This is a genomic window from Marinomonas polaris DSM 16579, from assembly GCF_900129155.1.
Lineage (GTDB): Bacteria > Pseudomonadota > Gammaproteobacteria > Pseudomonadales > Marinomonadaceae > Marinomonas > Marinomonas polaris.
This window is the reverse complement of sequence record NZ_FQVF01000002.1, coordinates 166557-186199: the sequence shown is the minus strand read 5'-3', so window position 1 is coordinate 186199 and position 19643 is coordinate 166557. Positions and strand designations below refer to the sequence as shown.

Here is a 19643-nt window from a genome sequence, read left to right as displayed (position 1 = left end):
ACTGTATATGCAGACATAAAATACATTTTCTTTATTAGATCTGGGGCCATTGTTTGTCGAGAAGAAAATGCGACCCACAATGAAAGCTTCGCTTTCAACGGCACATTACGCTGCGCTTATGATGCCCTACGCTTTGGTTTTACTACGGTGAAGTCAGTTCGACGCGACGAAGTTGCGCGACTTTATGGAGTTTCAGAGTCATTGTTTGAGGATCTACTTCCCAGCAAATAAACAATCTATGCCTTACGGTAAAAGTCGTGTTGCTAAACGCTACCTTAAACAAATTGAATGAGACGTTTGGGCGAAAGCCCGACAAAGAGACCTTTTTGTTACTTTTGCGTCGTTTGGCAAAAGTTACCCGCTCAGCTTTTCCCTGAATTAAAGTGCGGAAAAAAGGTCGGGAATACAAAACGTTTTGAATGGGACATGAATTCCACGTCGGGATAAAGCCGTGACCCACAATGAAAGCTTCGCTTTCAATCGGCACATTACGCTGCGCTTATGATGCCCTACGCTTTGGTTTTACACGAATGGCTACGATGAAGTCAGTTCGACGCAATCCCGATTGCGCGACTTTATGGAGTTTCAGAGTCATTGTTTGAAGGTTTATCTCCCACCAATTGAACAATCCATGCCTTACGGTAAAAGTCGTGTTGCTAAACGCTACCTTAAACAAAATAAATTAGACGTTTGGGCGATAGCCCGATAAAGCGAATTTTTGGTTATTTTTTGGGCGCTTGCAAAAAGTTACCCGCTCAGCAGAGCGGAATAAACCTGCAGTTAAAAGCAATTGAGAGGAAGCAAATACATTTGAAGCCCCAAAGAACAACCCCACCCTAACCCTCCCCTTGGAAGACATAAGGGGAGGGAATTTAGTACCCAAGAAGTCAGTTCGACACGACGAAGTTGCGCGACTTTATGGAGTTTCAGGGTCATTAACAGAAAGACTCTCTCGAACAGCAAGGCCAATCTATGCCTTACGATATAACGAGCGTAGGTAGCAATCATGCTCCTATGAGGAAAATCAGGCATTAAAGATCGTAAAGCGAATTTTTGGTTACTTTTTGGGCGCTAGCAAAAAGTTACCCGCTCAGCAGAGCGGAAAAAGGGCCGGGAATATAAAACGTTTGAATGGAACATGAATTCCGCGTCGGCCTAAAGCCGCGACCCACAATGAAAGCTTCGCTTTCAACGGCACATTACGCTGCGCTTATGATGCCCTACGATTAGCTAGGGAGTTATAGAGCTAAAGCTCTATAACTCTTGAGCTGTCGCCGATGCGACTGCTAACGTGACTGACGAGAATCAAAATATCCGGTTTGTAGTCGCTCTGAAGCGAGTGACAAATAGTCTCAATGGTAGCTTTGTCTAGTCCATCAAAGGGTTCGTCTAGTAGTAAGACGGGAGACTGTCTTAGCAGCAGGCGCGCCAACGCGAGGCGTTTACGTTGTCCGCCAGAAAGGTTGCGGCCTTGTGAGCTAAGTAAGGTTTCCAAGCCATTGGGTAGGTTGCGTGCCCATTCAGCTAGGGCGACGGCTTCCAATACAGACCAGAGTTCGTCGTCGGTTGATTCTGGGTTGCCAAGGCGTAAGTTCGCGCCAATGCTTTGTTGGAAGATATAGGGAGATTGGGGTAAGTAGCTTAGCTGTGCTTGGTACGATTGGTTGCTGTAAAGGTCGCATTTTTCATTGTTAATTAATGCATCACCAGAGGACAAGCAGTCGCCTGCAATGGAGGCCAATAAGGTAGATTTGCCTGAACCGCTGGCGCCACGAAGCCATATTGATTCACTAGTTTGAACACAAAAATCAATTGCCTGATTGCCCATGCCACTTGAGGCATGAAAGCCACGCCAATGTTTGAATGACATGCGATGAATCGCTTGTGTTTTGCTTTCTGGTTGGACTTTGGCATCTTGATGTAATTGATTTAAACGACGTAGGCCAACCTGAGACTGACCTTGTGCGACAAAGGATTGCACTAAGGGCAATACCAGCTCATTCACTGCTAATAAAGATAAGACAAACCCCACAACCCAAGTGCCTTGAACACCGTCTAATAATGTCCAACGACTCGTTTCTGCATCAAAGCTGCCCAATAAATAGAAGCTGCTAGCAAGTAGGATAATAGTCACACCATAAGCCAATAATCGACCCAAACTCACGGCTTGCTGGATACGAATTTCCATGCGCCGTTGTCGTTCGTCCAGTTCACCAAGGCGTTGCGCGTAATCTCCCCAATGTCCACGAATGGTCAAAGTAATCAAAGCAGAAAACAAACTGACAAAGCGACTACGACGGTGGACACCTAAAATCTGCCCAACGTGCACCGCATGGCTGGCAAAATGCCCACATACATAAGGCACAACGAAAACATGAAATAGCGCAGCAATAGATAATGGCCACAGTAACGAGGGCAAGATGAAGTAGGCAAAAATCGCTACAGCGGCATACGCCAATAACGCATAGATCCAAGGCAGGAAGACGACCAAAGGCCAACGAATAATTTGGTCAAGATCGCTGACTAGTCGCTGTAGCAAATCGCCACGGCTTTGTTCATGAAGGTTCGCCACGTCTTTCGCGACTCGTTGATCCCATACCCAAAGACGCAAAGTTCGCAGTAATCCCAATAAATGATTATGCGCGGTAACTTGTTCGCCATAACGCCCTGCTGTTCTGAGGATTGCCATGCCTCGCACGATAGCGCCGGGCGTTAAATAGTTGAAAGCTAGCGCGCCACCCAGTGCCGTCGCAAGACCCGCAGCAGAAATAAACCAACCGGATATGCCTAACAGCGCAACACCCGCCAAGGTCGCGGCGATGCCAGTCATAACGGGAATGATAAATCCCCAAGGATTCGCCAATAAAAGGCGCTTAAGCGATAGCTTGGCGGTTTTCTTTGCGTGACTGCTCATGCAAGCCTCCTTTGGTTAACGCCCAATGTTTGTCGACCCATGCAATGGGATGCGTGTCATGGCTAACGATGAGTAAGGTTTTGCCTTTTGATGCTTTTTCCAACGTCTCAAGCACCGTTTGAGCGGTTTCTTTATCGAGGCCAGAACAAGGTTCATCAAGCAGCCACATATCCGCTTTTGACAATAAAGCTCGGGCAATAGAAAGACGCTGCATTTGTCCGCCAGACAGCCCTGCGCCTAGCTCGGTTAGTTTAGTTTCCAGTCCTGCTGGTAACGCTTGAATAAAGTCATCACATTGGCTTTCTCGCAGCGCGGCATTTATCTCGTCTTCACTTGGAAGCGCTGCTCCCTCTTTGCTGCCAAGACCCAAAAGTAAATTACGACGAATGCTGCCGTTTACCCATTCTGGTGTTTGTGGCAACCAAGCGAGTTTTGCTCGCCAAGAGGCCAAATCCAGTTCACCAAACGGCTGACTGTTCACGAGAAACATTCCTTGGTAGTTTTCTTCAAAACCCAGTAAAAGATGCAAGAGACTGGATTTCCCAACGCCCGATTCACCGCTCAACCAGACGCGTTCGCCTTTGTTAATTGTCGCGGTGATTGGCGCTAATCGATAACGACCGTCTTCTCGCCAACTTAGGTTTTCAAACTGTATAGATGTCAGTTGATTGGTGGTTGCAGCATTATTCGATCCAGCAACACGACTTACTTCTTCTTGCGAGGCAGCGGTATGAACCGCCGCGTTTAAAATCTCTAATAAATCGGTCGCGGCGGCTTCGGCTTTTTGCTTGGCGTGGTAATCGTTACCCAGCTGACGCAAGGGTAAATAAAATTCAGGCGCGAGCAATAAAAGGAACATGGCTTGAGTCAAGGTAACAGGTGATGATCCGACTTGCCATGGCAAGACTTCCAATAAGCCAAGCCCTAAATACAAGGCAATCATGGCGATAGACAATGATGCGAAAAGCTCAAGGGTGGCGGTAGATAGAAATGCCAACACCAAAACACTCATGGTGGTTTTCTGATAGGCATTGGCACTATCAGACAAACGTTCTCGTGCTTCATTAGTTCTATTCAGGCGTTTTAATTCGGCAAGACCTTGGTTCAAGTCCATAAATTGATTGGACAACATGGCCAATACATTAAATTGCCGACGGTTGGCTTGTGCGGCTTTGTGGCCGACAAAGATCATGAAGATAATGACCAAAGGCGCGGTCATCATGAAAACAAAGAAGGCGATCCAAGAAATAGAAACAACGGAGAGTAGGATCACACAAGGAATTAAGGTCACCATAAACACTTGTGGTTTATAGCGACTAAAGAAATCATCTAACGCGTCTACTTGTTCGTAAACACGAGTAGAAAGCGCCGCATCTTCTTCGATTCTTAAGCGCGCTGGCCCAAGATTTGTCAGATGCGACACCAATTTACCTCGCAAGCCGTAACGAATATCACGGCTTGCGCTAGTGCAAATACGTTCTCGACCAAAGTTAGCCAAGGCACGGATTAGTAGAGCAAATAAACCAACGACTAAGAGAGATATAGAAAAAGACTGGTGCAGCGCCATATCTGAAAATACATTCGCTAGCGCCCAAGCCTGCAACACCAAAGACACGGCAAACAGAACACCGAAGCCTTGTGCAAGACGGTATTTTGATGACTGCTGATTCGCTAACTGTCCCAAAAATACCGCTTCCGGTGTTTTAATTCGACCAGTTCGACGAGTTTTTTGTGCTCCCTTCTCTCTCGTCATAAGGCTTACTTTTGCTCCTCTTCACCTTCGTAACCACTAAATTCTAACCAAACCGCATTGATGATGCCGAATGAACAGGCCAACAATACGCCAAGAACCCAAGCAAAATACCACATAACTTATTCCTCTATTTGTTACTAAAGATAGAGCTCTGCGAGCTCTATCTTCTTTGCCAATGACTAGTAAAGTGAATGATTGTTTTCTTCGATGTGTTTCTTCGTCAAACGACCATACATTACAAAGTAATTCCATAAGGTATAGGCAAGAACGATTGGCACAAAGATACAAGCCACAACAAACATGATCATCATGGTTTTCTCACTCGACGTCGCATCCCACATAGTCAAACTCATGCTTGGGTAGCTTGAAGAAGGCATCAAGAATGGGAACATTGATCCACCAGCGGTAACGATAATGCCGGCAATACCTAATGATGAACTCAAGAAAGCCAATGCGCCTTTTTTCATTACACTCGCCAGTGCAGCAAACAACATACCCGCAATACCAATGAGAGGAGCCAACATAAGCGCAGGCACTTTTTCATAGTTTGCTAACCATGCACCAGGCTGTACTTCTGCTGTTTTCATTAATGGTGTCATGACTTTATTGCCATCAATGACACTGGTAATGACATAACCATCGATGCCGTAAGCCAACCACACGCCTGCTAAAATAAACAACACAGCCGCTAATGCACCAGTTATCGCAGTGACACGACTGGCTTTTACAAGCAAGGCATCATCTGTTTTCATCTGCAACCAAGCACCGCCTTGCGTCATTAACATTAGCAAGCTAACCAAACCACAGACAATCGCAAATGGGTTTAGTAGTGCAAAGAAAGAACCGGTATAAGTCGCACGCAAATATTGGTCAAACTCAAATGGAACGCCTTGCAACAAGTTACCAAATGCCACACCGAAAATAATAGGTGGTACAGCAGAACCAAAGGTAATCCCCCAATCCCAGCTAGTACGCCATTTTGTATTTTCAAGTTTAGAACGGTAATCGAAGCCGATTGGACGGAAGAATAACGCCGCCAACACCAACATCATCGCAAAGTAAAAACCAGAGAAAGATGTTGCGTAAACCACAGGCCAAGCAGCAAACAAAGCACCACCCGCTGTGATAAACCAAACTTGGTTGCCGTCCCAATGGGGTGCAATCGAGTTGATCATAATACGACGTTCTGAATCAGTACCGCCGATCACTTTCAACAAGCTACCAACACCCATATCAAAACCGTCTGTCACAGAGAATCCGATCAGTAGAACACCGATCAATACCCACCAAATGACTTTTAATAATTCGTAATCCATCTTACACCTCTTGTTTTAGCTGAGACGTTTCTTGTTCAAGTGCATAACGACCAGTATGTAAGCTAGAAGGACCTTGCTTAGCAAAACGAATCATCAAGTACATCTCGGCAATCAAGAACGTGGTATACAACACGGCAAAACCAGCAATCGTTATCCAAATCTCAGTAGCCGTTAAACTGGATACCGCAACGTGAACAGGTAAAATCTCACCAATCGCCCATGGCTGACGGCCATATTCTGCAACAAACCAGCCTGCTTCATTCGCAATCCAAGGCAGAGGCAAGCACAACATAATGAACTTAAGGAACAGAGGATTGTTACCAATACGACGACGTGCGTTTTGATAGAAAGCAGCAGCGAAAACAATCAACATCACGAAGCCACAACCAACCATGATACGGAAGGCAAAGAACAACGGCGCAACTTGAGGAATAGAATACTCTACCGCCTGATCGATCTCTTCAGAGGTCACCTTGTTAATGTCTTCGTTAAATGCGGTTACTAGCAAACCGTAACCAAGATCGTCTTTCACTTTCTCGAAGTTCTCTTTTACCAGCGGATCCGTTGAACCACTACGCAATTTTTCAAGCAACTGGTTTGCATAAATACCATTGATAATACGTTGGCGGTTATGCTCTTTCAGCTCTTTGATGCCCTCTACTTCTTTGTCGAGGGAGCGCGTCGCGATCAAGCCCATTAAGCCTGGGATTTTTATCGCGTACTCGGTTTCTTGAAGCTCTTGGTTCGGGAAGCCGATTAGCGTGAAGTCCGCAGGCGCAGGCTGTGTTTCCCACTCAGCTTCAACCGCAGCCAATTTCACTTTTTGCACTTCGCCTAGCTCGTAACCTGATTCGTCACCTAGAAGGATAACGCTCAAGATAGACGCCAAACCAAACGCAGAAGCAATCGCAAATGAGCGACGAGCAAAAGCAAGGTCACGGCCTTTTAATAAGTAGTAGCTTGAAATAACAAGAACGAATATCGCACCCGTTGTGTAACCTGCTGATACAGTGTGAACAAATTTCACCTGCGCAACTGGGTTAAACAATAAAGCACCGAAATCAACCAATTCCATTCTCATTGTTTCGTAGTTGAACTCTGAACCTACAGGATTCTGCATCCAACCGTTGGCAATTAAGATCCACAAAGCCGACAAGTTAGAACCTAGCGCCACGCCCCAAGTCACTACCAAGTGCTTCACTTTGCTTAGGCGATCCCAACCAAAGAAGAACAAACCAACTAACGTCGATTCAAGGAAGAAAGCCATCAAGCCTTCAATGGCCAAAGGTGCACCAAAAATATCGCCAACGTAATGCGAGTAGTAAGACCAGTTAGTCCCGAACTGGAACTCCATCGTCAAACCTGTTGTTACGCCTAGCGCAAAGTTAATACCAAACAATTTACCCCAGAACTTAACCATGTCTTTGTAGACTTGCTTACCTGTTATGACATAGACGGACTCCATGATCGCAAGTAAGAAAGACATCCCTAGTGTTAACGGGACAAACAAATAGTGGTACAGAGCAGTGAAAGCAAACTGAAATCGCGATAATTCCACTACAGCTTCGTTAATCATATAACTTCAACCCATTCATTTGATTGAGAAAAAAGACGATCGTAGACACTTATTTCATTGAGTGTTCTTGTTATCCAACGCCCACCGAAGCCTCAAAAAATTATAAGGCTTACTATAAGGCTGGATTATGAGTGTAGTTGCGATCCAAAACATTGCGTTAGATCAAGATAAAGAGAGTGAAAGAAATAAGTAGTAAAAAAGGTGTGATTAATCGAGAAATTAATTAGTTCGGGAGGGCGACACAAAAATGATAGGCAAGTATTAACGTATAAAATGTATAATCATTAGCACAAACGAATTATTTTCACACAGAGCCATTTTTCTTATTTTGGAACCTCATCAATGAGATTAATTTTGAACACTATACATTCTTACTTAAAGCTCTGTTTTATCTGTCTGTCGACTTTTTTTTTAGCTGCTTGTAGCATGCCTAAAGAAATAAAAGAAAATGAAGGTATTGCTCAACAGGTTATAAATACGCCGGGGCTCATTCAAGATCATGTTTTGTATATGGAAGGCCCTGATGGCGATTTTAAGCTTCACTACGCCAGCAGTGACCCAAGTGAAAAACCGCGCGATACCATAGTGTTTGTTCATGGCACACCGGGAGATTGGACTTCTTTTGCCCGCTATTTTCAAGACGCTAAACTCAAACAAAGCTTTCGTCTTATCTCTATAGATAGACCGGGCTGGGGGAAATCGACTTATGCTGGGGACTTTCCAACTAAGTTACAAACTCAATCAGCTATGATCGGCCCGATGCTAGAAAATATTTGGGAGCGTAATGGAAAACAAAAAATCATCTTGGTTGGTCATTCTCTAGGAGCCTCTTTGGTGCCTATTTTAGCAGCAGATCACCCTGACTTTGTTCGTGGTGTGGTGATTCTAGCTGGTGATCTAAAACCAGAACTAGCAAAGGCTCGTTGGTATAATACGCTACTCGATTGGACACCAAATTTTCTGATCTCAGATATGTGGAACCACTCCAATATGGAAGTATTAGATCTAACTAGCAGCTTAGAAGCAGCCCAAAACAATCTGAGTGAATTAACGACACCCATTACTATTCTGCAAGGCACAAACGATACCTTGGTCGATCCAGCAAGTGCGACTTACGCCACAAGCTTATTTAAAAATAGTGAGCTAAAAGTAGAGTGGATTGAAGGTGCGGGACACATCATAAATCTGCAGTATCCAGATAAGGTCATTGAAATCATTCGCGAAATGAACACTCGTAGTAAGTAACAGCGATGATCTTACATCGTTATTACTTACTACTGCTAAGTCCCCTTATTTTAATTTGGCGTTCACACTTTAGGCGTATCACTTAAATAAATTTTAGCTTCATCCTGTCCCATGTATTTAGCCAGAATCGATAAAGGCACATCTTTTAAATTCACCACAATCAATCCATCCAATGAATAATGAAACGCTGGATCGACGTTAAAACACACTAACTTGCCGTTCATTTTTAAGTACTGACGAATCAATACAGGCAAGCCTTTGCCCTGCTCCATTCTCGATAAAACTTTAGAAAGCAGCGTAACACTCGCCAACGATGATAATAAATTAGGTTGCCAAAATACCGAGCCACTGTTTCGTAGTGGCGTCGATGGCATCACTAAACTGGCTTTCTCTTTGTCGTAATAATGGATCGACAAAGTCGCGGCGATTAACTGACGTGCCGTATGGCTGTAATCATTACTGATGCTCACAGGACCGAATAAATGCGTATATTTGGGGTTTCGATAGGCAAAGGTCGCAATGCCTTTCCAAAGTAAAAGCAGTGAATTTAAGTTCTTTTGATACTTAGCCGCGACAACAGATCGCCCCATTTCAATGCTGTGATCTAGGCTGTCGATAAAAGCTTGGTCATAGTTAAACAAGCTGCGTGAGTACAAACCTTTTAAACCATGTGCTTCAATAAGTTTATCCACCAGCCCCATTCGATAGGCACCGACGACTTCTTTATTACCATGATGCCAAACAAACAATTGGTGGTAATAAAGATCGTATTCGTCCACGTCACAGGCTAAACCACTTCCCTCGCCCACAGCACGAAAATTTTCTTCTCGAATACGACCAATTTCTTGCATCAGTAAAGGGATCGATTGCGTTGGGGCACAATAAACACTGAACTCGCCTTGTTGTAACAACAGCATCTCGCCTGGCAGACTGGCAATTTCTTCTTCTAATAAATCTTGATCAACTGGCGCAATGATTGGCAAATCTGTGCTGCCATGCTGGAACACACGTTCCTGAGCATGTTGAGGACTCATTAAGTAGGTGTTTAAGCGCAAGTAACTAACAAGATCTTGGTTGCTCTCAAACTGACTCACCTCCGAAAACGGCATGGCACTGCCAATGGAAATCTCAATCACCGAGGATTTCTTATTAAGTAGCTCCCTTCCCAACATAGCGGTTCGCAACAAAGGATGAATACGACCTACTTGATAAAAGAGCGCGCTGTTTTGGCCATTAATAAAAATCGGCACCGTGGTCGCTTCGCTGCGTTTTAAGAAATTAGCGACCGACTGACTCCATTCAATGTCTGCCAATGTCTGCTTTTCTCTCGACTTTTCTGCAGACTGATCCTTAGATTTTTTCGGATAAGTCGATACTTCCCCAGCAGGAAATACAATCAGCACGCCGCCATCAGCCAAATGTCGGTGAGCATCACGAATCGCTTTGCCATTGGTGCGTTGTGCCGATTTGCCACCAAAAACATCGACGCCAATAAATAAGTCACTTATTTCCGGCAAACGCTTAAGCAATTCATTAGCCAGCACTTTTACATCACTTCGAACTCGTCCAACCAAATCGGCCAAGACCACACCTTCAATCGCTCCAAGTGGATGGTTAGCTACTATCACCACAGGGCCTTTTTGAGGAATATTTTCTACGCTGCCTTTTGCAATCGAATAATCAATATCCAACGCCTCAAGGGTATAACGCATAAATTCAAAACTGGTCTGGCTGCTTGGTCTTTGTTGATACAAGCGATCTAATTTAGCGAGTCCTGTCGCCCATTCAATAACGGATTCCCCAACACCAAATGGCGTGACTCTTTTTAAACGAAAAGGACTTGGTAAACGAAAAGAACTAGGCGAACGAATAGGACTGGCTAACATAATTAGACTCCGCTATTCACAATTTTATTTAGGATGCCTTGCGGATTTTTTAAATCCCGAAGCGATAAAAACGCCGCACTTAACCAAACCAAACACGCCATGGTAAACAGCAAACCACCGTCGTTACCGACGACTTCACCAACTTCGTTAAACTCAGGCATTACCACACCCAGTGGGGTAAACAGGTGAAAAATAATCGCACCACTCATAATGCCCATCGCCATCAAAGACCCCAAGCCATGCCAACGGGTAAAGAGCAAAATGGAGGTAATCAGTTCGGCCACACCAATAATATAACCACCATAATTCCCGAAGAATTCCAAACCAGACCAAGCGCCCAACACGCCGAAGATATAATCAGTTTCGTAGGAACCAGTGAATTTAAAAAACAGTGACTGCACAAACACAAAGGCGATAAACACCGTTGGCACATATTTCACGAATTGCTTATTCATCTTTATTAACCTTATTTTTTAATATTATTTTTGATCCGTTTTTACGAATCAGGGTTGGCGAATCATTTTTGCGAATCAGGGTTTACCAATAAGAGTCGGCCAATTGGCATCCGCTTGCTTGATGTGCAAAGCCGGATCTTGATCCCACTTGCGTTTAATATCGTCGTCATAATTCAAGTAAAGCTTGCCGTCGACCACCGCCCAATCTTTTGGATCAGCAGAGGCAAAATCGTTTTTGGCAGACACCGCCCACGCGCAATATCCACCATATTGAGGAGCGTATTTTTCGGGCTCTGCTTTGAACATATCGAGATGCTGTTGCGAGGCAAAATACCAATCTGCGCCTTTATATTCGGTCACGTACTTAGCGCTACCTTCGACCGGTTTTTGGTCAGTAAAATAAGCAACCGTGTCATAACCACTCAGGGCTTTATTACTAAAATAACCTGTGTAAATTTCATCTTGCGCAAATGCCAGGCTGCTTATAAACAAGGCTAAAAACATCACTAAACGCGTCATAACAAATCCTAAACTTTGATTAAAGGGGAATACCAACAAGGGGAACCTTTTCTTGAAAACGATTGTCTCGAAATCGATTGCCTTGAAAACGATAAGTCTGTTCCGCCAGCGCTTCTGGTGTTAAATGCAAGCAAGGCGATCCGGGCGCATAACTCATTTGAAGATTGTCTTTTGCTGCGCGAATGCGAGTGAAGCTAACGGTTTCAGCGTCTTCTCTATGCATGCAAACCGATAAGTGAGAATGTTCTGGATGATGCTGAGAATGAAAGGACAACAAATCGACAGGCGTTTTGGCGGCGAGTTCGCCATAGATAGATTGTCGATAAGCAACAGCGCTTTCTAACGCCACTGCAGAAGAAAAATGCGGTGATGTGGCATAAGCAATAGAGACCCTTTCACCATCCCATTGGAATTCTCTAACCTTATTATTACCCAGTTCAAAAGCTAGCAAGGTAAAAGGCGCAAACAACTCAAGAACCTGCAGAGCAAATTGCTGTTCGACTTGGGCGACTGTTGTCGCACTGGATAAGCGCTTTAACAGTTGTCCGCGGCTAATCAGCTCGCCTGCTGGCTTCTTGCCTTGATAGTTATTCAGTAAACACAATGACACCCCCTGTTCATTCAAACTGATCCAGCTACCTTTGCCGACAGGATCAACTGGCATCAAAATCTGAGTTCCCTGCTGAATAAAAGACTGTGGCGGCAATGCAGCGACGCGCGTTTTTTGCTCATCACGATTGAAAAATAATTGATAGCCTGACTCTTCTACCAACCAAGAAACTGAACACATACTTATTGACCCCGCAAAAAAGTTGCTGTGGCTGGCGCAATACCAAAATCGTCATCGATTGGCTTATTCATCAAATTTGCGGCGACTTTCACCATGGCAAAATGATGATTCGCATGTAGCGCAGCGAAAATAATTTCCCGCTCTAAAGTCGATGACATAAGACACGCTTGCGTATGAGACACTGAGACTTCCGTCAAAACATTCACGTTTTTCTTGAGCTCTTTTACGGACAAGGAAGTAAGCCAATTTGTCAGCTCGTCGATTTCAGTCAATGCAATAGAACGTGATGTTTCTACCGCATGACCGCGACGACGATGGTTGTAATCAATCACAATGCCCGCTCGATATATGGCATTAAAAACATCCAACCAATGGCGAAAATGCTCACCGATAGAGCTGCTAACGAAAGGCTTTATCGACGCTTGATAGCCTTCGTCATCCAGTATCTGTAAGCAGCGAGAAGCCTGAGAGAAAACCTCTAAACAACCTTTTACGGTTGGCGAATAATCCGCTGGTAGCAACGCGTTTACTTCTCTATTCTTTAATACCGATTGCATAAATTCTTTCCTTCCAAAAATTGCCCTTAGCTAACACCTCAAACTCACTTTTTTATTTCATTCAGTCAGTGCTGGGATAATGCTGAATCAGAGCTTTTTCTTCTCGCCATGCTTTCAATAAAGCTCGAAGGGGCGGTGATTTAAAACCGCGTTTTTTTTGCAAAGCACCTATCTCAAACAAGATTCGATACTGTTTGAGCAGGGTGCCAAAAATTTCGGATAACTTGGTATTGCGATCCCAAATATGCGTTGCCTCACTACTCGCGCCATTCATTTCTAAAATGGAAAAATTCTCACCGGTCATAAAGGATTCAATGTCGGCAAACTTGATGTCTAAACGACCATAGTAGTAACCATCGACGTCCTTTAAGATCTCATCCAATTTACGTGTTAGCGCTTGAGTAATGTATTGATTGCCATTGCGAAAAATCGAACCGCGACTATGACTGCCTGCAAACGCAAGGGGATATTCCTCACCGTCTGCGGGAACCCAATCCAGCTTTTGTGTATGACGCGGGAAGTACAAATGGGTTAACTGACCCGCACGCGGACAACGCTCAATAAGCTGTCTCAAGCTGTGCGCTCCATCACCAACCACACTTGGTGTGTATTTCAAGGTAATGGAGATAACTTGGCCCTGTTCCTGCCCCGGATAACGCACGTAAAACACACCTGCTTCCGCTTGGTATGGCGCTTTACGCTGAAGAAGAAATCTTGCAGATAGAGGGAAGCTTTGGATGTAATCATAAAGTTGTGCTTTGGATTTCAGCAGTTTGACTCCAACACCGCGACAACCTAAGTCTGGCTTAGCCACAATCGGGAATGACAACTGAACAGCGTCCATTGCTTGCAAGGCGCTTTCTAACTGAGTATCTGTATTCTCTTGGTTTTTTGTCAGAGTAATAAAAGGTTCAATCCACTTTTTGGCTACTGGGCCCGCCAAGTTCAAAATATCAGTTTTAGATTCGCCCACCATGCCACTGAGCTTGATGCTCGGATTGGCGATTAATGGTAAACAGACATCGCCGTGACGAAGACCGAGTAGCAGACTCTGCACAACAACAGGCGCATAAAAAAACCAGCCAGGCATGAATTCATATGGCGAAATACTCGCCTCTTTTTCTACGTGGAGCAGCGGCATTCCAGCATTAATTTTATTCGGCGCAATGAACTGCCCCTCTACCATGGCACTCATGACATACCTCGCGTAAACGATTTATTAAGAAAACGATTTATTAAAAACAACAGGCCAAATACCAAAGGAATAAGTACCCACTTCAGCTCTGAGACTTGCATAAAGACACTACTGCCTATTTGGTAAATCAGCGTGAATACCACCAGCGTCCAAATAGACGTGGCAAGCAAAACGGCGCTAAAAAAGACAGGTAACGGGATGAGGAGAAAACCGCTCAAGGTAAAACCAATGGTCCTTAAACCGGGAATAAAGCGAATCAAGAAGAGGTTCAAAAAAGCACGCTGGGTCAGCTTTTTTCTTACGACTTTAAACGAAGAATTGCTTAAAGCTCGGTAACGCAGCCATCTAACTTTTCGGGTATATCGCCCCAAGACATACAACCCCAAATCCCCTGTCGCGATGCCAATAAAAATCGCCATTAGAGCAAGTGATGAAGGCATGTCACCGAGAGCAGATAAAGTCGCTGCCGTTGCAATAGCAAGGTCTTCGAGTAAATAAGACAAGAGCACAATACCAACACACAACAAAGCCAGCGATGTTGTTCCCGATGTTAGCCATGCTTGTAATTCTGCAATCAAGGTAAGCCACCTACCCATGTCATCTAAAAACTTGGAAAGATCCAAGCACCCTTATTTTGTTTCTGAGGGTTAGACGTAGATAGAAATCACTTTCTTACAGCGCTATTTAAAAAACTTATAAAAAGTAAAAAATATTAAAAATAATGAAATTTAACTAGCTAGGAGGAATTAGAAGGAGAGAAAAATACAGTAAATGATCGGAGGAAGTTAAAGATAAAGAGAGTCGTGTTTCTGTTTGCGAATTGAGCAGTTAGCCAAAATATCCAGTTTTTCACTCTGCGTAGATTTTTGCCAATCCATGATTTCAGTTATGGTTCGATAGCAACCCACACAAACATCATCGCCATCTAGGCAGCAATGTCGAATACAAGGACTTTTTATGGTTTTATCAGTTTCATGATTGGCTGACATAGCTTTACACCTCTTGCTTTCGCAATCCAAAAGAGGCCACGTTAATACGCAGCCTCTTAGTAGAACTAAGTTTGGATTTTAAACTGTTACCTTGTCCAACGCCTGACTAATATCCGCAATAATATCTTCGATGTTTTCAATACCGACAGATATACGAACCAGATCGCGGCTAACGCCAGCTTTTGCTAATTCTTCGTCATTCAACTGACGGTGAGTCGTTGATGCTGGATGACAAGCTAGAGATTTAGCGTCACCAATATTGACGAGGCGTAGTACCATTTGTAGTGCATCAATAAACTGTGTTCCAGCTTCGATACCACCGTTAATACCAAAACTTAGTACACCAGACGCTTTACCACTGGTAATTCGTTGGCTCATTTCATTGTATTTATTATCTGGTAACGCTGCGTAATTCACCCAATTCACTTTATCGTGATTCTGCAAAAATGCCGCTAGTTTTTCAGCATTAGAGCAATGGCGCTCCATTCTTAGTCCTAGCGTTTCCAAACCTTGCATGATTAAAAATGAACTGTGTGGAGACAACGCTGCGCCAGTATTACGTAAAGGCACTACTCGACAACGACCTATATAAGCAGCGGCGCCCAAGGCTTCCGTATAAACAACGTCATGGTAGGAGGGATCTGGTTCATTCAACATAGGGAAACGCTTTTTATTCGCCACCCAATCAAACTTACCTGAGTCAACAATAATACCGCCTACTGTCGTGCCATGACCGCCAATGTATTTTGTTAATGAATGCACCACGATGTGCGCACCCAATTCAAAAGGACGACATAAAAATGGTGTTGCCACAGTATTATCAACAATAAGTGGGATACCATGCTTATTAGCAATGGCAGCAAGCGCTTCTATATCAACTATATTACCGGCTGGATTACCGATAGATTCACAAAAAATAGCGCGAGTATTATCATCAATCGCTGCTTCAAACCCAGCTAGATCGTCCGCAGATACCATGCGGGTTTCAATGCCTTGTCTTGGGAAACTATGAGCAAATAAATTGTAAGTACCGCCATAAAGTTGACTGGTGCTGACAATATTTGAGCCAACATCACAAATACACTGTAGTGCATAAGTAATCGCCGCCATACCTGATGCTACGGCGAGAGCTGCGATACCGCCCTCCATTGCTGCAACACGCTGCTCTAAAACGTCAGTGGTTGGGTTCATGATACGGGTATAAATGTTGCCCTGGACTTTCAGGTCAAATAAATCCGCACCGTGTTGGGTATCGTCAAAGGTATAAGATGTCGTTTGATAAATCGGAACGGCTGCCGCTTTAGTTGTAGCTTCAGATGTGTAACCGTGATGCAGTGCAAGAGATTCTAATTTCATGGTAAGCAAACCTATTTTTATTATTCCCAAAAAGTAACGACATAATACTACAAGGTTATTACGCTTTGGAAAAACAAGTATTACTCATAACGTAAGGTAAAATTCTAATCCCAATTGCTACGGCGCATACTTTTGATTTGGCCTTTTTGTTTTTTCTGATCAACTCGTTTCTTCTGCGAAGAGCGCGATGGTTTGGTCGGTCTACGCGCTTTTTGCACACGAACAGCTTCAAGAATCAGTTCTTTAAGTCTTGCCAATGCGTCTTCTCGATTCAATTCTTGGGTGCGATGTTGCTGGGCTTTAAGCACAATATCACCATCTTTAGTAAGACGAGAATCACTTAACACCAACAAACGCTCTTTATAAAATTCCGGCAAAGAAGAACTAGCGACATTAAACCTAAGGTGAATGGCGGAAGAGACTTTATTCACGTTCTGGCCGCCTGCGCCTTGTGCTCGTATAGCGGTCAATTCAATTTCGTGGTCTGGGATCGCCACGGCGAGGGTAATTTGTAGCATGATGATTGCTTTATATATCTTTCTATTTGAATGACCGACGATTATAACAGGCTTAATAAGTGTTTGCTTTGGTACATCGTTTCTCAGTACATTATCGGTTACAATCGCCATTTTTTTCTGACCAAATAGGAGTTTTTTGTGACCCAATTCCGTCCTTGTATCGATCTACACCAAGGCAAAGTTAAGCAAATTGTTGGTGGCAGTCTGAATGACAAAGGCGCCACAGAGAACTTTATCAGCGAACACAATGCTGAGCATTATGCCAATATGTATCGTGAACATGGGCTCGTTGGAGGGCATGTTATTGCGTTAGGAAAAGGTAACCAAGAAGAAGCCTTAAGCGCACTGCGCGCTTATCCTAATGGTTTACAGTTTGGCGGCGGTGTTAACAGTAGCAATGCTGAAAGCTACTTAAAAGCTGGCGCTTCTCACGTTATTGTCACTTCTTATTTGTTTGAAAATGGTGAGTTTTCTTGGGATCGCTTAGACAAAATCAAACGCGAAACAGGTACTGATCGTTTAGTATTAGATTTAAGCTGTCGTCGTACAAAAGACGGCTGGTATATTGCGACCGATCGCTGGCAAACCATTACATCTACTCAAGTAAACCAAGAAAACCTTATTGAATTGGCAAACCACTGTGATGAGTTTCTTATTCATGCTGCAGACGTTGAAGGCTTACAGGCTGGTATTGACGAAGATTTGGTTCAATTACTTGGTCAAGGCTGCCCGGTTGCAGTAACCTATGCAGGTGGCGCTCGTTCTTTGGCTGACCTTAAGCGTGTTAATGAATTGTCCAATGGCTTAGTTGATTTAACTATCGGCAGTGCGCTAGATATTTTTGGCGGGAAAGGCGTGACGCTAGACGAATGTATTTTGTGGAATCAGTCACAAAAATAAAGTCCAAAGAGAGACGAGCCGTTAACTTGTCTCTCACTCTCTCTGTATTACATTATTATCTCAAAGATTCATAAGAGATTTTATTTACACTTTTAAATAAGATACTCGCATCGGCAACAGGTACTTCAGCTCGACATACTATCCGCCATGCCGCATACTTAGTCACTTATTTTCGCTTCTAATCTCAGGATTATTAAATGCCTACATTTCGTTCTGGCCTTTTACTTGCAACGCTTTTACTAAGTGCTTGCTCGATGCCAATTTTTCAAGATTTACAAAACAAGCAAACTGAGAAAACTTCTACTCCAAACACAGTAAACACAGAACAAACTAAACCAAGCAAAACTACAGACAACGAGGTTGCTACTGTAGAAACGAGTGTTATTACTGAGACAAATAATAGCAACGGCTCGAAAGCCAGCAGTCCTGATAGTAATACAGATCTGGCCGAGCAACTTAATACACAAAGAAAATTGGCTAACGCCAACTTTACAGAACTCAAAAATCGAGTAGGAAACGCGCCCGAGCTACCAAGACTATTAGCGACAGGGCAATTAAATTCGAAAGAAATTAACTCAGAAATTCAGCAGTTACGCTCATACATCAGCAAGACGAATACCGCCATTGCTTTGTTAAATGCACGTGTAGAGGACCGAGAAAAAGTCGCTATGAATGGTGACTTAATTCGAATTTTCTTATCTGAAGCGACGGTTACTCATGACAACATGACATTTAAAGCACAACCACTTGTGGGTCAATGGGTTCGCGGCGAAAGTCGAGTCATTCGTTTAAAAGACAATATTTTGTTTGAGAACCCTAAATCAGAAGACATGCATATTACGTTTTCAGAAACGTATCAACTTGTTGTTAATGGCGAAGTCATATCGACCGTTAACCCCAAAAAAGAAAAGAATAACGCAAGTTTCAATGTAACCACATCAGGTAATAACGGTACTATTGTTGGTAAATTAGACTATCGAGTCGTTGATAACGAATAACCTAATTATCGTTAAGTAAACAAACAAAATAAGAGCTTAAATTAGGCTCTTTTTTTATTTAACCAACTTAGCGGCTTTTCTGCGTTTCTGCGCATTGTCCAATACCATCTGAATGCACGCCAAATAATCAATAATCATGCTGGCAAATAACTTATTGTCTAACTCTCGAACTAATTTCCCGATACGCTTTATTACCTGCCAATTCACAGACATGACACGACTCGATGCATGTTTATCCGCCGCATTAAGGGCAGATAAGTATGCTGTTGCTATATAGCCAGGCTCTGGGTTCATTGTACCAGTATCTTCCGGCAGCGTTCCTACACTATGTAGCAGGCGTTCAGCTAACCGCCTATACAAAGACGACACTTTTTTAAACACGTGCTTATCAAGTGTATTCCCTACTCGCCCACATAATGCCGAGTTAGCAAAAAAACCGTCAAAACACATAGAAAGCATGTCACATAAAATACGTGAATCCCTATTGGGATAAAGCATTTTTTCTGTTCTATGGTCTTTAAGCATGTCTGTCTCCTTTCAAAAAAGGGTGAGCTTTGTGCAAATAAGGATAATTAAGGCCGTGTTTAATGCAAAGTTACTGCAAAAGGCTAGGACAAGCTTATCTACCTATGATTCCATAACTCTATAAATTTTCACGATCACTCTTCTGTTCTAT

General features: G+C 43.5%; 19 protein-coding genes. 3 read left to right on the top strand and 16 right to left on the bottom strand.

Annotation, left to right across the window (positions count from 1 at the left end):
* Positions 1 to 1246 precede the first annotated feature (1246 nt).
* The 5 genes from BUA59_RS00860 to BUA59_RS00840 form a co-directional block, all read right to left on the bottom strand.
* Complete coding sequence (locus BUA59_RS00860; protein ID WP_245813069.1) at positions 1247 to 2914, bottom strand: amino acid ABC transporter ATP-binding/permease protein; 1668 nt, start codon at positions 2912 to 2914, stop codon at positions 1247 to 1249.
* The gene (cydD, locus tag BUA59_RS00855; RefSeq protein WP_072837838.1) at positions 2874 to 4667 is read right to left on the bottom strand and encodes a thiol reductant ABC exporter subunit CydD; all 1794 of its coding nucleotides are present in this window, start codon (positions 4665 to 4667) and stop codon (positions 2874 to 2876) included. The genes BUA59_RS00860 and cydD overlap by 41 nt, the downstream gene beginning before the upstream one ends.
* Positions 4668 to 4672: 5 nt before the next feature.
* Entirely contained in the window at positions 4673 to 4783 is a 111-nt protein-coding gene (gene cydX / locus BUA59_RS00850) for a cytochrome bd-I oxidase subunit CydX (RefSeq protein WP_072837837.1), read from the bottom strand.
* A 63-nt stretch (positions 4784 to 4846) separates the two neighbouring features.
* Positions 4847 to 5983, bottom strand: coding sequence for a cytochrome d ubiquinol oxidase subunit II (gene cydB / locus BUA59_RS00845; protein WP_072837836.1), 1137 nt, complete (start codon positions 5981 to 5983; stop codon positions 4847 to 4849).
* Position 5984: 1 nt separating this feature from the next.
* The gene (locus BUA59_RS00840; RefSeq protein ID WP_072837835.1) at positions 5985 to 7559 is read right to left on the bottom strand and encodes a cytochrome ubiquinol oxidase subunit I; all 1575 of its coding nucleotides are present in this window, start codon (positions 7557 to 7559) and stop codon (positions 5985 to 5987) included.
* Between the two features lie 426 nt (positions 7560 to 7985).
* On the opposite strand from BUA59_RS00840, the gene BUA59_RS00835 reads away from it, so the two are divergent.
* Entirely contained in the window at positions 7986 to 8804 is an 819-nt protein-coding gene (locus BUA59_RS00835) for an alpha/beta fold hydrolase (RefSeq protein ID WP_175550728.1), read from the top strand.
* A gap of 62 nt (positions 8805 to 8866) precedes the next feature.
* On the opposite strand, the gene BUA59_RS00830 is transcribed toward BUA59_RS00835, so the two are convergent.
* From BUA59_RS00830 to arfB, 10 genes are all read right to left on the bottom strand, one after another.
* The gene (locus BUA59_RS00830) at positions 8867 to 10690 is read right to left on the bottom strand and encodes a bifunctional lysophospholipid acyltransferase family protein/GNAT family N-acetyltransferase (RefSeq protein ID WP_072837833.1); all 1824 of its coding nucleotides are present in this window, start codon (positions 10688 to 10690) and stop codon (positions 8867 to 8869) included.
* Positions 10691 to 10692: 2 nt separating this feature from the next.
* Positions 10693 to 11145, bottom strand: coding sequence for a hypothetical protein (locus BUA59_RS00825; protein ID WP_072837832.1), 453 nt, complete (start codon positions 11143 to 11145; stop codon positions 10693 to 10695).
* A 75-nt stretch (positions 11146 to 11220) separates the two neighbouring features.
* Entirely contained in the window at positions 11221 to 11664 is a 444-nt protein-coding gene (locus tag BUA59_RS00820; RefSeq protein WP_072837831.1) for a YHS domain-containing (seleno)protein, read from the bottom strand.
* A gap of 19 nt (positions 11665 to 11683) precedes the next feature.
* Complete coding sequence (locus BUA59_RS00815; RefSeq protein WP_072837830.1) at positions 11684 to 12454, bottom strand: NRDE family protein; 771 nt, start codon at positions 12452 to 12454, stop codon at positions 11684 to 11686.
* Between the two features lie 2 nt (positions 12455 to 12456).
* Entirely contained in the window at positions 12457 to 13011 is a 555-nt protein-coding gene (locus tag BUA59_RS00810; protein WP_072837829.1) for a hypothetical protein, read from the bottom strand.
* Positions 13012 to 13072: 61 nt separating this feature from the next.
* The gene (locus BUA59_RS00805; protein WP_072837828.1) at positions 13073 to 14206 is read right to left on the bottom strand and encodes a D-alanine--D-alanine ligase; all 1134 of its coding nucleotides are present in this window, start codon (positions 14204 to 14206) and stop codon (positions 13073 to 13075) included.
* Entirely contained in the window at positions 14203 to 14784 is a 582-nt protein-coding gene (locus BUA59_RS00800; RefSeq protein ID WP_217653709.1) for a DedA family protein, read from the bottom strand. Before BUA59_RS00800 ends, BUA59_RS00805 begins: the two co-directional genes overlap by 4 nt.
* A gap of 207 nt (positions 14785 to 14991) precedes the next feature.
* The gene (locus BUA59_RS00795; protein ID WP_072837826.1) at positions 14992 to 15195 is read right to left on the bottom strand and encodes a DUF1289 domain-containing protein; all 204 of its coding nucleotides are present in this window, start codon (positions 15193 to 15195) and stop codon (positions 14992 to 14994) included.
* A gap of 78 nt (positions 15196 to 15273) precedes the next feature.
* Positions 15274 to 16551 carry an O-acetylhomoserine aminocarboxypropyltransferase/cysteine synthase family protein gene (locus BUA59_RS00790; protein WP_072837825.1) on the bottom strand — a complete coding sequence of 426 codons (1278 nt, stop codon included), beginning with the start codon at positions 16549 to 16551 and terminating at the stop codon, positions 15274 to 15276.
* A 104-nt stretch (positions 16552 to 16655) separates the two neighbouring features.
* Complete coding sequence (gene arfB, locus BUA59_RS00785; RefSeq protein WP_072838062.1) at positions 16656 to 17069, bottom strand: alternative ribosome rescue aminoacyl-tRNA hydrolase ArfB; 414 nt, start codon at positions 17067 to 17069, stop codon at positions 16656 to 16658.
* A gap of 138 nt (positions 17070 to 17207) precedes the next feature.
* Here arfB and hisA point away from each other — a divergent pair, with 138 nt between their 5' ends.
* Together hisA and BUA59_RS00775 are read left to right on the top strand one after the other, a co-directional pair.
* A complete protein-coding gene (gene hisA / locus BUA59_RS00780) occupies positions 17208 to 17969 on the top strand; it encodes a phosphoribosylformimino-5-aminoimidazole carboxamide ribotide isomerase (protein WP_072837824.1) in 762 nt (253 codons plus the stop codon).
* Between the two features lie 197 nt (positions 17970 to 18166).
* Positions 18167 to 18967 (top strand): hypothetical protein, encoded by an 801-nt coding sequence (locus BUA59_RS00775; RefSeq protein WP_072837823.1) that lies wholly within the window; start codon positions 18167 to 18169, stop codon positions 18965 to 18967.
* 54 nt (positions 18968 to 19021) lie between these two features.
* On the opposite strand, the gene BUA59_RS00770 is transcribed toward BUA59_RS00775, so the two are convergent.
* Positions 19022 to 19492 carry a hypothetical protein gene (locus BUA59_RS00770; protein WP_072837822.1) on the bottom strand — a complete coding sequence of 157 codons (471 nt, stop codon included), beginning with the start codon at positions 19490 to 19492 and terminating at the stop codon, positions 19022 to 19024.
* Between the last annotated feature and the right edge of the window lie 151 nt (positions 19493 to 19643).